Here is a 14,222-nt window from a genome sequence, read left to right on the forward strand (position 1 = left end):
GATCCATGGATCCTTAGGTTACTTGCCACCAGTTAAATATAGACATTTAAGATTAAATAGATATTATTAGTTAATCTTAAATTAGTACGTTCGATTTTAGATTGTACAAATAGGTGTTGACAATCCACATGTTTATGTGGAACATGGAGGACCAGTGCAGAATGGTCGAGCTAAGCGAGAAAAAACTGACCTCTAGGGCCAGTTTTTTTATGAGAAAGTATTTATAAAGAAAGTGATTACTATAGGATTGGTGAGGTTAACTGCAATGGCTAATACTATTGGAAAGATAAACATGGCCACATCGGCTGGGCCTTTTTCTTCGATTATAGCTTCCATATTGGCCATGGCATTTGGGGTTTGGCCAAGGCCTACACCACAGTGGCCAGCAACCATGACTGCTGCATCATAGTCCCTGCCTAGGATGTTGAAGGTGACTAGGCTTGTGTATAGGCTGATGAAGATAGCTTGCGCAATCATGATTATGACCATAGGGCCAGCTAGGCTCATTATTGCTTTCAGGTTGAGGTTGATTAGGGCTAGGGATAAAAATAGGCTTAGGGAAATATTGCCTACAGTGTCTATATTTGTCATATTTATCGGCTTTCTTAGGCCATCGTAGATATTTCTTACGATTAGTCCTCCAAATTGGCAGCCCACATAATATGGGAAATTGAGGCCGGTTAGGGCAAGGATTTTATTGATAAAAGTCCCTAAAAGGGCAGCTAGGCCGATTATGATTATGGCTTGGGTTAGGGATTCTTGGTTGATAAGGGCAGATATTTTCTTCTTATCAAGACCTGACTGGGCTCCCTTTGTCTTTAGGGTGTATTTATTTATCAGCCTTTTGGCTGTAGGGCCACCCACAAGAGATCCAGCAAGCAGGCCAAAGGTTGCAGCAGCTACACCTATTGATGTAGACCCACTAGCTCCCAAATCTTCCATGATTTTGCCAAAGCTTATCGCAGATCCGATGCCACCAGTCATGGATGTAGAGCCCATGGCTATGCCGTGGAGGGGATTTATGCCAAGGACTTTGGCAAGGGCTACTCCAATTACATTTTGGAGGGGCAAAAGGATTATTATAGCGAGTGCTAGCCTTAGTCCAAGGGACCCAGACATTTTGAGCATGGCAAAGGATGCTGAAAGGCCGATGGCTGTGAAAAATATATTCATGAAGAAGTCTTGGAGGATTTTATCGAATTCAAAATAGGCAAGACCAGCTTGGCCTAGGATAAAAACCACAAGGCTTATAAGAAGGCCGCCTATTACAGGGGCTGGGATGAAAAAGGTCCTAAGGAAGGAAAACTTCTTCTTTAGACCCATGCCTAGGATAAGGGCTATGATAGCAAGGCCCAGGCTTTGTAAGATGTCTAATTTTATATTCATAATGACTCCATTCTTATTTTATTAAGATATTATCCTTTTATTTCCCAAAGAAGCAATAGATTTTTTACTATATGAAGCGATTTGTGTACAAAATAGTATAATATATCTAAGCCTTATTAGTTAAGGATGAATGCAGGTGTGCCTATGCATGCCTAATTTGAAAAAATAGAGTTTTTGACTTTTTAATTTAGCCTGCTTTTTTAGCAGGTTTTTTATTTAATAGGAATTTGAGCAAAATTTCAATAAAAAAGCCCCTTCTCCTTGAAATAGTATGGTCCTTTATAATATAATTAGATAATAGGAGAAGTGTATGAAAATTTTATTTTACTTAGCAGGATTTGCCTTATTTTATGCGATGATAGGCTATCCTCTTACTCTTTTGATTTTGGATAAGCTTATCAAAAGAGAAAACAAACAAGATTATTCTATCAAACCTAGCGTGTCGGTTATTATTTCTGCCTACAACGAAGAGGATGTCATAGAAAAAAAGCTTGAAAACATAATTCAAACTGACTATCCAGATTATGAAGTGATTATTGCAAATGACTCTTCTACAGATAGGACAGTTGAAATTTGTGAAGAATTTATTAGAAATAATCCTGACTATGATATCAGGGTAAACACTGTCAAAAACCATCTTGGCAAGACCAATGCCCAAAACGAGGCGGTGGAAGTGGCAAAGGGAGAGATTATTGTCTTTTCTGATGCCAATTCTATGTTTAAGTCAAATGCCATAAGTGAGCTTGTGTCTTATTTTGTAGATGATGATATAGAATATGTGTGCGGCTCTTTGATTTATCACGAAGATGATGAGATTTCATCTGTCGTAGCTGAAAATACCTATTGGAATTTTGAGCTTAAGATGAGAAAAATCGAATCAAATATCAAGACCATAACCAACGGCAATGGGGCAATCTATGCTGTTAGGAAAAAGGACTACAGGCATATTGATCTAGTCAATAGCCACGACTATGAGCTTCCTTTATATGCAGCCCTAAATCACAAGAGAGCCCTTTATAATCCAAAGGCTGTGGCTTTTGAGAAGGCCGGTCAGACTACAGCAGATGAATTTAAAAGAAAGGTCAGGATGCAAAGAAGGATCCTTACCAATATATTTACCAACCTCAAGAGGCTAAATATATTTGAATATGGATGGTTTTCATTTTTTACCTTCAACCACAAGACCCTAAGATATTTGCAGGCCTTTTTTCATATAGTTTTATTGGTTACTAACTTCTTCCTACTAGGAGAGGGAGTATTCTACGGGTCATTTTTCTTGATGCAAATAGGTTTTTACGCCCTAGCAATAATTGGCCAATTATCAGGAGCAAAGAGCAAGATATTCTACTTCCCAAGATATTATTGTGCCATGATGCTTGCCCAAATAATAGGGGCTTATAGGGAGCTAAGAGGCTATTCTAAGCCAACTTGGGAAAAGGCGGAGACTACTAGAAAATAATGAATGTTGAAGTATTAATCTCTGCTATGAATGTGGAGAGTATTGATTTTTATAAGAAGTTTAATCTGGAAAGTGACGCCCTAATCATTAATCAGACTGATCACAACGGCTACGAAGAAATTGTTACAGATGATTTTAAGGTGAGGATGATATCGACAGATACTAGGGGCCTTGCCAGAAGCAGAAACCTAGCCCTACTTAATTCAGATGCTGATATAGTAATATTTGCCGATGATGATGAGGTCTTTGAAGAAGGCTACCTGGCCAGGGTCAAGGATGGATTTATTTCCTATCCGGATGTTGATTTTTTCGTATTTAAGACAATAATTTATCAGGATGGTCGAGAGATTATAAAGGTTAAGGAAAATAAGAAGCTTGGCTTTTATAATTGCCTGACCTATGGTTCTGTCCACTTTGCCTTTGATAGGAGGGCTGTGGCTAGGAAAAATATCTACCTCAATACCAATTTTGGGGCAGGAACAGAAAATGGTTCGGGGGAAGACTCAATATTTATCCTTGATTGCATAAGAAGCGGCCTAAAGGCAAGGACTAATACCGACCTTATAGCAAGAGTCTACAACGATGAGTCGACCTGGTTTGAGGGTTTTAATGAGAAGTTTTTCCTAGATAAGGGAAAGCTTGCTAGGGCCTTATTTCCAAAGGCCTATAGGCTTTATATAGAACAATTTTTAATAAGGCATCCAGAGATGTTAAGAAAAGTAGAAAAAAGTGCAGCACGCAAGCTCATGCTTGAAGGTGCTAGTCAATATGGAGGAGAAGATGGAAAATAAAAAATCGATGTTTCAAGCTACCTTGTCATCAATTATAGCCGGAATAATTGTGGCCATGCTTGTTTACTTTGGTCTGAATTTTGCAGGCTTTAAGGAATACAGAGCAAGTACAAAGCTTGTGACAAGTTCAGTAGAAAATTTAGATGAGGCAAATTCTGCAAATGACTTTGCAAATGTAATCAATTCTAATGCTATTAAACAAAGGACCTTGGATAATCTAAAGATAGATTGGTCCCTATCAAAATTAGATAGCAAGATGAAGATAAAGGCTCTTGATAACTCTGCAGTCGTTGACATATCAGTCACAGACACCAACAAGCTTAGGGCAGAAGATTTGGCAGATGAATATGCAGACCTTTCTGCAACAGTTATTAACAATATTTACAATACTGGTGCAAATGTAATGGAGTATTCTTATGAAAATGCCAAGGCTATTGACAATAGCCTAACTTATGCAGGTATTGCTGGTGGCCTAGGATTCTTACTTTACCTATTAGGATCTTTTGTATCAGTTAAAAGATATAATAACAAGCTTAAAAAACAAGAAAAGAAAGACTACAAGCAAAAAGAAAAAAAAGTTAAAAAGCAAGTAGAAAAAAACAAAAAAGAAATCAAAAAACAAGAAGAAATCAAGGAAGATATTAAGGAAGAAACCTTCACCCAACCTATCGAGAAGATAGAAGATAGAGAAGAAGACTTTGGTGAAACTAGAAAAATCGACAGAAATGCTATAGACTTGGCCAAAGAAGCGGTAGATGAGCAGGAAGATGAGGGAGAAGAAATAGTTTTTGCTTCACCTCTAAAAGAAGAAGCAAGCAAGGCTTCAAGCAAGCTAGAAATTCTAGGCAAGCTTCCTAAGTATAAGATTGGAGATTTAGATGTTTAGAAGAAAAAAAGTAGACGAGAGAAGAGAGATACTTCTCCAAGCCTTCTACAATCTAGAAGATAAGCTAACAAGCAAGCTTGATCCAGCAGATGCTATAGTAGCCTTCACTGCGACAGATGATAAGACAAATAAGATAAATACAATCTTAGTAATGGGAGGTCACCTGGCAGAAGAAAACGAAAGAATTCTAGTAATAGATGCCAATCTCAGGGCCGATGAGCTTGAGGAGATGAAGGGCTATTATAACAAGAGGGGCTTTGTAGATTGCCTGCTTGGAGATTATGCCCTTGATGAAGTTTTGGTAAAGGAAAATGATAATCTCCACCTTCTTATGACAGGTAGGGTAGCTGATTATGAAGATATGTATCTAGAGCCATCAGCAATCAAAAGTTTTTTTGATGAGGCTATGGTAAAATACGACTATATCTTTGTAAACACAAAGGAAAATATTGACATAGCAGAGGCAAATGTATTTTGTGGCCTAGCTGATAAGACAGTAATCCTAACCAATGAAGAAGCAACAAGAACCTATCTCCTTGAAGAATCTGTTGACCAACTAGAAAGCACAGGGGCTAAAATCCTTGGCGTGGTAGTTACAGATTATGAATACCAAAGCGATGAACTAGACGACTTATTTGGAGGCAATTAATGAAAAAAATCAAAACACTTTTGATCTTAGGTCTTGTAATTTTCTTAGCTTCTTGCCAAAATGATTCTTATGTATCAGTAAGACATCCCCAAGGAGAAGAAGGCCAAGTAGCAGAAGAGACAAAGAGCGAAGATAAAAAGCAAGAAGAAGCTGATTTGCAAAAAGAGGTAGAAGAAGAAAAAGACCTTGGCAGAGACCTAGAAGAAGGGGTAGAAGTCATGGTGAAAGATAGCGTAAATATGAGACTTGCTCCATCAGAAAACTCATCCATAGTAGCCGAAGTAGGACCAAATGATGAGATCCTAAACCTAGGTGAAACTGAAGGCTGGACAAGGGTAACAGTAAATGGCAAAACAGGTTATATAAGAAGTGACCTACTCATTAAAAAATAAATAACAAAGAAGGGTACTAAGCAAAAGAATAAATCTTTAAAAGGCTATAAGGCGTCTCCTTACTGGCTCAGAGAAGGTTTTATAATTCATAAGGCAAATATAAAAAATATTCTTTTAGCTTTAGGCCCTTATTTTTGTAAAAAAATTTAAAAGATATGTTATAATTAAAATAGAGAGGTTTAAATGATAATTGTATTTTTAAAAAATATCTTTATGCCAATCTTTGCGGTGACAGCTGTAATTAGCTTAATTAACTTCATAATAGATGGCAAAAGGGTATATGCCTATGTCAGCATTGTGACAGCTTTACTTGCCGCAATAGCCCTATTTATATCGATTATAAGCCCGGCTAGTGATTTGTTTGTGCAATTATATTTATTGTTATTTTTATTATCAATATCCCTAGTCATTATGGCTTTAAAAAAGCAAATCGATGCTTTTACCCTGATCGGTATAATTTTGATGGTTGTGATGTTGTATCTATTACTAAAATTCCCATTGGTATGAAAGAGGATTAAATGATTAATATCAAAAATTTAAGAAAAGTTTATGAAAATGGCTATGAAGCCTTAAAATCTGTCAATCTGGATATAGAAGAAGGAGCCCTTGTGACCCTTCTTGGTCCTTCTGGTTGTGGTAAGTCTACAATCCTAAATATTATAGCGGGTATACTTGACCCAACTGAGGGAGATATCCTATTTGATAATGATTCGATTGTAAATCTTCACCCAAAAGATCGTGATATAGGAATGGTATTTCAAAATTATGCCCTATATCCGCATATGACAGTCCTTGAAAATATAATCTTTCCCCTAACTGTTGGTGAGCATAAGATTAAAAAGGAAGAAGCTATTAAAAGAGCCCAAAAATATATGGACCTTACCTATATTACAGATATAAAGGATAAGAAGCCTAGCCAAATATCTGGTGGTCAACAACAAAGGGTTGCAATAGCAAGAGCTTTAGTTAAAAATCCTAAGACCCTACTTCTAGATGAGCCTTTAAGTAACCTGGATGCTAGGCTAAGGCTATCTATCAGAGAAGAGATTAGAAATATTGTAAAATCTGTAGGGGTTACTACAGTATTTGTAACCCACGACCAAGAAGAAGCCCTATCAATTAGTGACTACATAGCCCTAATGGATAAGGGTGTCATCCAACAATTTGATAAGCCACAAAATCTATATCTAGAGCCTGCAAATCTCTTTGTAGCTAAATTTATAGGCAATCCTATAATAAATATTTACGAGCTTGATAATACAAAAGATTCTATAAGCAGGGACAATCTATTCTTAGATAAATCAAAGCTTATCGAAGATAGAAAAAAGGCAAGTCTTGATAAGGATACCTACCTAGTAGGGATTAGGCCAGAGCATTTCAAGCTTGATCCAAATGGGGATCTAGAAATAGAAGTAGAAACTAGGGAAATGATAGGTCGTTATATGATCTTGCATTTTAATATCCTAGGCCAGGCATCAAGGATGGTTGTCGATTCAGCCCTTGATATAAAAGATGGGGAAAAGATTAGAGTTTCAATTGATCATAAGGCAATCTATATATTTGAAGAAGATGGAAAGAGAGTCTACTAATGAAGAAAAAGTCCTCCTACAGGGCAGAAAAGACCAACAAGGCTTGGTTATACTTGCTTCCTGCCTTATTCTTTATACTGGTATTTAATGTATATCCACTTATTAGAACCTTCTACATGAGTGTTCACAACAATAACATCATGAATCCAACCTATGTTGGCTTTCAAAATTTCCCTATAGTCCTAAATGACAAGCTCTTTAGGCTGGCTATGAAAAATACCTTGATTTATTCGGTCACAGTCGTGCCTTTGTCTATAATCATTTCCATGTTTATAGCCCTAATCCTAAATGAGAAAATTAAGGGAGATAAGTTTTTTGAGACAATATTTTTTATACCTTACCTAACAAGTGTAATAGCTGTAGGTATCGTATTTAGGTATTTATTTAATGGCAAATATGGTTTTATCAACCACATGCTATCTTTTGTGGGTATAGGTCCAATTGATTTTTTAAACAATCCTGACTACAACATGCTAGCAGCCATTATATTTGGTGTGTGGAATGCCCTAGCCTTTAATATAATCGTAATCTTAGCTGGTCTTAGGGGAATAGATGAGTCTTATTATAAGATAGCCGATACCTTCGGGGCAAGCGGCTGGGAGCAATTTAAAAAGATAACCCTCCCACAGCTTACAAGCATAATTACATTTTTGTTTTTGACAAGTTTTATTTCAGCCTTTAAGGTTTATAACCAGATTTTCGCCCTCTTTAATGGCAAGGCAGGTGTGGGAAATAGGCTGATAACAGCAGTGTTTTATATATATAGGAAGTTTTATGTAGAATATAGGTATGGCCAGGCCATGGCTGCAGCAGTCCTACTCTTTCTCTTCCTATTAGTCCTAACCTTTGCTCAAAGAAAAATAATAAAGATGATATCAAGGTAGGTTAAAATGAGAAAAGTATTAAAAGTTTTATCATTCATATTCATAATAATAATGGCAGCTGTAACCCTCTTCCCATTTTTGTACATGATATCATCATCATTAATGAGTTTTGGAGAGGTGACACAGATTCCGCCTAAGCTTTTACCAAAGGCCCCACAATTTGCAAACTATGTAGAGGCCATGAAGGCAGCTCCATTTGCAAGATATTTTGTAAACACAGTATTTGTATCCCTAATAAATACTATGGGAACTCTGATAACAACAGTACTTGCAGCCTTTGCCCTAAATTTCCTAAACTTTAAGGGGAAAACAGTCTTACAAAATTTCATGCTAGCCTTATTAATGGTTCCTTTTGAAATAATAATTTTCACCAATTATTCAACCATAGCCAAGCTAGGTCTATTAGATACCTACACAGCACTAATAATCCCATTTTTGGCATCAGTATTTTATATATTCTACCTAAAAGAATTTTTAAAATCTGTCCCAATGGAATTTTATAATGCAGCCAAGGTAGACGGGGCAAGCGACTTTGAATTTATAAGAAGGGTTATGATACCGATGTGTAAGCAAAACCTATTTACCATAGGCCTGCTTAACTTCATCACAGGTTGGAACTCATTCTTATGGCCAATCCTTGTTACAAACACAACAAAGATGAGGCTAATATCAAATGGTCTATCATCATTTGCCACAGAAGCAGGTCAATTAATCCACCTACAAATGGCAGCATCAACCATTACAATCTTACCAATCCTAATACTTTACTTTATCTTCAGGAAGCAAATCCTAAGAGGAGTATCATTTGGAGGTATAAAAGGTTAATCTTGAAAAAAATCCCTAGAGGGGTATATATTTATTGTAAGAACGTAGCTAAATAATTAGCCGAGAAGCACCTTTAAAAAGGAGAAATAAGGGGTAAAAATGAAAAAGAAATTATCATTATTAGCAGCGCTAGTCTTAAGTCTAGGAGTATTTTCAGCATGTGGATCTACATCAAACGAGGCTCCTAAAGAAGAGACTAAGGTAGAAGAATCTAAAAAAGCAGAAGATTCTAAAGAAGAAAAAACAGAACCAGCCAAAGAAGGTCAAACAGAAATCAAATTCTGGCATGCAATGGGTGGTGGCCAAGGTGAAGCTCTAGAAGCAATCGTAGCTGACTTTGAAAAAGAAAACCCAGATATAAAAGTAACACTTCAACACCAAGGTGGATATGGTGATCTTAACCAAATCCTAGTTGCAACAATGCAATCACCTAAAGACCTCCCAACCATAACTCAAGCTTATCCTGACTGGATGCTACAATTTAGCGAAGCAGGCATGGTAGCTGACCTAACAGATAGGGTAAAAGGCGAAGGCGGCATAGAAGATTATGATGACATCTTTGAAGGCGTAAGAAACGAAATCGAACAAGATGGCAAAATCATCGGTCTACCATTTAACAAATCAACAGAAGTTCTTTGGTACAACAAAGACCTATTTGATGAACTAAAACTAGAAAACCCAACAAACTTTGAAGAGCTAAAAGAAGTAGCAAAGAAAATCAAAGAAGAAAAAGGCATTCCAGCTTTCGGTTGGGACTCTCTATCAAACTTCTACGTAACCTACCTTAAAAACAAAGGTGTAGACTTTGGTCCAGACTTAGATGTAACAAGCCCTGAGTCAATCGAAGCGGTTAATTATTACCTAGATGGTATAAAAGAAGGCTACTTCAGAATAGCAGGAACAGACCAATACCTATCAGGTCCATTTGCCAATGAACAACTAGCAGGCTATATTGGATCAAATGCTGGTGAAGTATATGTAAAAGAAGGTGTAGAAGATAAATTCACCTACGATGTAATGCCATATCCAGCTGATAAAGCTGTTCAACAAGGTACAAACGTATATATGTTTGAAGGTGCAAGTGATGAAGAAAAAGATGCAGCCTTCAAATTTATAAAATACCTAGCAAGCAAAGAAGCACAAATTAAATTTGGTCTAGCAACAGGCTACATGCCAGCTAGAAAGAGCGCTGTAGAAAGCGATGAATACAAAAATTCAGAGTCAAAAATAGCTCCAATCCTAGCACCAGCAAGTGAGAAATTATTCTCAAGACCACTTGTACCAGGCAGCCAACAAGCCTACAACGATATAGCAACAAAATTAGAAGAAATCCTATCAAACCCAGATGCTGACGTAAAAGCAGAAATGGAAGCATTCAAAGGTCAATTCGAAGCAGATTTCCAATAACAAAATAAGGACCAGCGGCAAGCTGGTCTTTTTTAGATTTATATAATATTAGTAGTTTATGTATAAATGACGTTGTTGAAATATTAATATGTATAAGTATAATACTATTAACCATGATTTCGAAAATCATAGCATGGTTTGACCATAAAAAGACGAGCCCTAACGCTCGTCTTTTTATTTCTAGGCTAATTATCATCTATAAAATCAAGCTTCGCTTGACCACTCCGTGGAGGGTCTTCCAGGAGCCAGACGGGCTAGCTTTATCTAGCCATTTGCAAATATAGTGGCCAGTCCTCAATGAGCTGGAGGGCTTGCTATTTTACATATATAATGATAACAAGAAGTCTAGCAGACTTATATTAAGAGTCGGGTATTTGTAGCCTGACTTTGGGACCAGCACTTAGCTGGTCTTTTTTTAGTACTAATTGATAAAAATATAACAATATTAGCCGAAAATGAAAAATCGTGATATAATAAGCTTAAGAAAATTAAAGATATCGGCTTATACCGGTTGATAATAGGGACTTTTGTAGGTTTTGCTACAATAGTCCCTTTTTTAAAAAATATTTTGGAGGAGATATGGCAAGAATTAATGTAAATAATGAAATCAAGACCCTTAAGAAGGTTATGCTACACAGACCTGGAGATGAGCTTTTAAATCTTACCCCTAACCTACTAGATGAGCTTTTATTTGATGATATTCCTGATCTAGAAAAGGCCCAGGAAGAGCATGATGAATTTGCGAAGATTTTTAGGGATAATATGGTGGAAGTTGTTTATCTTGAAGACCTTATGGCTGAAACTCTTAGTGCAAATGATGGCCTTAGGGATAAGTTTTTAAAAGAATATTTGGATGAGGCAGGTCTTGTCAATGCTGATATTTTCAAGGAATCTAAGAATCTTTTAGAAAGCATTAAGGATAATAAAGAATTTGTGGAAAAAACTATGGCAGGCATTAGCCTTGCAGAAATTGATGCCTTTAACCATCTTAGAGATAGGGTTGTAAGCCACGAAAGATACACAGCTATAAATCCTATGCCAAACTTATACTTCACCAGAGACCCTTTTTCATCAATAGCAAATGGTGTTTCAATAAATGCTATGTATTCTGTAACTAGGTCTCGTGAGACTATCTATGCTGATTATATCTTCAAATACCATCCAGAATATAAGGATATCAAAGACTATTATGGCAGACATGAAGATAAGCACATAGAAGGTGGCGATATACTAAATATCAACGAAAACCTAGTCATGGTTGGTATTAGCCAGAGAACTGAAATCGACGCTATAGAAAAGCTTGCTAGAAATCTAATTTTTGATGAAAATAACGAAGTTAAGCAAGTTCTTGCTGTAAATATTCCAAATGAGAGGGCCTACATGCACCTTGATACGGTCTTCACCCAAATAGATTTTGATACCTTTACCTACCATCCTGGAATTATCTCAAGCTTCCATGCAGTAAGCTTTACATCAAAAAATGGAGAACTTGTAAGCGAGCAGATGGATAAAAGCCTTGATGACCTACTTAAGGATGCCCTTGGTCTTGATAAGATAAATCTTTTGCCATGTGGGGGAGGAGACCCAATTGCAGCCCTTCGTGAACAGTGGACAGACGGGTCAAATACCTTAGCTATTGCCCCAGGCAAGGTTATAGTCTATAAGAGAAATAATGTCACAAATAGGATGCTAGAATTAAATGATATAGAGGTTATAAAGCTAGATTCTTCAACCCTTACAGTCGGTAGGGGTGGTCCAAGATGTATGTCTATGCCACTTGTTAGAGATTAGGAAAAAGTGGGTATAAAATATTTAAGATAAGTATTATCTTAGAAAGGAAGTATCTTATGGGATTATTTAAGAAACTTGCAGCTATAGCGGCGGCAGATAAGATTACCGACGCTTTAAAAGATGATAAAAAGAAAAGAGGATCTAAAATGTTTAAAGATAGCAATTACAAAGATAAACCAAATATTATTTCAAGAATAGCAAAGGGAGCCTTCCTAATAGGGGCAGGCGCCTACCTACTAAAGAAAAATAAAAAAGAAGTTAAAGAAGGTATTGAAAATGTCAAAGGCGGTGTAGATAGGGCTAAAGAAAAAGCCAACAGAGCCAAGGACGACTTTATAGATGCCTTTAATGGTGAGGAATTAGAATAAATTATTTAATGAATCCAGAATTATCATAGATATTGAAAAAAATGGTGTTTTGGGTATAATATTATTAACCAAAGGGATATTAGTTCCATTGCGAACGAAAAAAGGACGAGTTGCCGCTCGTCCTTTTTTTGGCTAGTTATCATCTTTAAAATCAAGCTTCGCTTGACCACTCCGTGGAGGGTCTTCCAGGAGCCAGACGGGCTAGTTTCTAACCATTTGCAAATATAGTAACCACTTACATTTGCCATAACGGAAATCAAAAGGGATATTAGGAAATCCATTGCAAACACCCCCTTTCTGCTATCAGATTGGGTAATGATAACATATATATTATATCATATTTTGCTCTAAAATAAATCTATAGCTAGGCTCACAGCCTTACTTTCCTAAGCTTAATTTCTTATAAAATTATTTGCAAAACTTTTCTTTATTTTCATTGACAAAGTATCTTTTTTTGGGTATTATATAGGAAGTTTGGGGTCCTAGATCTCGAAAAATTTATGGAGGTATTTATGTCTAAAGAAAAGAAAATCTATCATATTGATGACAAGGTTCCAGCTAAATTACTATTGCCGCTATCTTTGCAACACACTTTTGCAATGTTTGGGGCATCTGTTTTAGTTCCTATTTTATTTCAAATTAACCCAGGAATCGTTCTTCTTATGAATGGTATTGGTACATTATTATTTATACTTATTACTAAAGGCAAGGCACCTGCTTATTTGGGTTCCTCATTTGCATTTTTAGCACCAGGTACAGCTATTATTGCAAAACAAGGATTTGAATATGCGCAAGGTGCCTTTGTTGTAGTCGGAATTTTAGGTTGTATCATGGCCTATATTATCTATAAGTTTGGCATAAAATGGATTGATGTAGTATTGCCACCTGCTGCTATGGGTGCTGTCGTAGCCCTAATTGGTTTTGAGCTTGCAGGCAATACTGTCACAGGAGGTGCCATTGGTGCTAACCTTATGACAGATACAGCTAGCTCTAAGGACTTTATAGTTTTTGGCATAACCCTATTTACAGCCATCATCGGTTCTGTAGCCTTTAAGGGATTTTTCTCAACAATTCCTATCCTAATTGCTATAATTGTAGGTTATATTTCAGCTGTATTTTTTGATATGGTTGACTTTACACCGGTTCTTGAAGCAAAGCTATTTACTATGCCAAACTTCCACTTGGCTAAGTTTTCAGTAGAATCAATCCTTGCTATGCTACCGGTAATTCTTGTTATAACAAGCGAGCACATCTCCCACCAAGTTGTAACCTCAAATATTGTCGGCAAGGACCTTCTAAAAGATCCTGGCCTACACAGGTCAATCTTTGCAGATAACTTCTCTACAGCCATTTCAGGTCTTGTAGGTGGTGTACCAACTACAACTTATGGTGAAAACATCGGGGTTATGGCTATTACTGGAGTTTATTCAGTCCAAGTTATAGGCGGAGCTGCTGTAGTTTCAATCCTTATGGCCTTCTTTGGACCACTTGCAGCCTTCATCTCAACCATTCCAGGCAATGTCATAGGCGGGGTAACCTTCCTACTTTATGGAATGATTGGTACAAGCGGCATCAGGCTTTTGGTAGATCAAAGGATCGATTATTCAAAATCTATAAACCTAGTTCTAACATCAGTAATATTTATAGCTGGTCTTTCAGGCCTATCAATTAAGTTTGGGTCAATAAACCTATCAGGCATGGTTCTAGCATCTGTTGTAGCAGTTGTCCTATCAGCCTTTATGACTCTTTTAAGAAAATTAAACTTAACAAATCAATAAATTTAGCAAATAAAAAA

General features: G+C 36.7%; 14 protein-coding genes. 13 read left to right on the forward strand and 1 reads right to left on the reverse strand.

From position 1 onward, the window contains the following. Nucleotides 1-207: 207 nt before the first annotated feature. A complete protein-coding gene (gene gltS / locus NH286_RS07900) occupies nt 208-1,386 on the reverse strand; it encodes a sodium/glutamate symporter (protein ID WP_265238083.1) in 1,179 nt (392 codons plus the stop codon). A 310-nt stretch (nt 1,387-1,696) separates the two neighbouring features. Between gltS and NH286_RS07905 the strand changes: the two genes are divergently transcribed. From NH286_RS07905 to uraA, 13 genes are all read left to right on the forward strand, one after another. Then, on the forward strand, nt 1,697-2,845 hold the full coding sequence (locus NH286_RS07905; RefSeq protein ID WP_265238084.1) for a glycosyltransferase: 1,149 nt from the start codon (nt 1,697-1,699) through the stop codon (nt 2,843-2,845). Then, nucleotides 2,845-3,636: a glycosyltransferase gene (locus NH286_RS07910; RefSeq protein WP_265238085.1), complete on the forward strand. Its 792-nt coding sequence runs from the start codon at nt 2,845-2,847 to the stop codon at nt 3,634-3,636. Before NH286_RS07905 ends, NH286_RS07910 begins: the two co-directional genes overlap by 1 nt. Continuing rightward, entirely contained in the window at nt 3,626-4,522 is an 897-nt protein-coding gene (locus NH286_RS07915) for a chain-length determining protein (protein WP_265238086.1), read from the forward strand. The genes NH286_RS07910 and NH286_RS07915 overlap by 11 nt, the downstream gene beginning before the upstream one ends. Continuing rightward, entirely contained in the window at nt 4,515-5,171 is a 657-nt protein-coding gene (locus NH286_RS07920; protein ID WP_106460970.1) for a protein tyrosine kinase, read from the forward strand. Before NH286_RS07915 ends, NH286_RS07920 begins: the two co-directional genes overlap by 8 nt. Further along, nucleotides 5,171-5,563 (forward strand): SH3 domain-containing protein, encoded by a 393-nt coding sequence (locus NH286_RS07925; protein WP_265238088.1) that lies wholly within the window; start codon nt 5,171-5,173, stop codon nt 5,561-5,563. Before NH286_RS07920 ends, NH286_RS07925 begins: the two co-directional genes overlap by 1 nt. Before the next feature lie 183 nt (nt 5,564-5,746). After that, on the forward strand, nt 5,747-6,070 hold the full coding sequence (locus NH286_RS07930; protein WP_265238090.1) for a hypothetical protein: 324 nt from the start codon (nt 5,747-5,749) through the stop codon (nt 6,068-6,070). A gap of 11 nt (nt 6,071-6,081) precedes the next feature. Further along, the gene (locus NH286_RS07935; RefSeq protein WP_106460968.1) at nt 6,082-7,152 is read left to right on the forward strand and encodes an ABC transporter ATP-binding protein; all 1,071 of its coding nucleotides are present in this window, start codon (nt 6,082-6,084) and stop codon (nt 7,150-7,152) included. Then, nucleotides 7,152-8,036 (forward strand): carbohydrate ABC transporter permease, encoded by an 885-nt coding sequence (locus NH286_RS07940; RefSeq protein ID WP_265238092.1) that lies wholly within the window; start codon nt 7,152-7,154, stop codon nt 8,034-8,036. The genes NH286_RS07935 and NH286_RS07940 overlap by 1 nt, the downstream gene beginning before the upstream one ends. Nucleotides 8,037-8,042: 6 nt before the next feature. Beyond that, nucleotides 8,043-8,861 (forward strand): carbohydrate ABC transporter permease, encoded by an 819-nt coding sequence (locus tag NH286_RS07945; RefSeq protein WP_106460966.1) that lies wholly within the window; start codon nt 8,043-8,045, stop codon nt 8,859-8,861. A gap of 99 nt (nt 8,862-8,960) precedes the next feature. Further along, nucleotides 8,961-10,268: an ABC transporter substrate-binding protein gene (locus tag NH286_RS07950; protein WP_265238095.1), complete on the forward strand. Its 1,308-nt coding sequence runs from the start codon at nt 8,961-8,963 to the stop codon at nt 10,266-10,268. Nucleotides 10,269-10,847: 579 nt separating this feature from the next. Further along, the gene (locus tag NH286_RS07955) at nt 10,848-12,059 is read left to right on the forward strand and encodes an arginine deiminase (protein ID WP_265238097.1); all 1,212 of its coding nucleotides are present in this window, start codon (nt 10,848-10,850) and stop codon (nt 12,057-12,059) included. Between the two features lie 56 nt (nt 12,060-12,115). Beyond that, on the forward strand, nt 12,116-12,427 hold the full coding sequence (locus NH286_RS07960; protein ID WP_106460963.1) for a hypothetical protein: 312 nt from the start codon (nt 12,116-12,118) through the stop codon (nt 12,425-12,427). A 512-nt stretch (nt 12,428-12,939) separates the two neighbouring features. Continuing rightward, entirely contained in the window at nt 12,940-14,205 is a 1,266-nt protein-coding gene (gene uraA, locus NH286_RS07965; protein ID WP_265238100.1) for a uracil permease, read from the forward strand. Nucleotides 14,206-14,222 lie beyond the last annotated feature (17 nt).

Origin of the sequence: Anaerococcus sp. NML200574 (assembly GCF_026131665.1) — a bacterium.
Classification (GTDB): domain Bacteria; phylum Bacillota; class Clostridia; order Tissierellales; family Peptoniphilaceae; genus Anaerococcus; species Anaerococcus kampingae.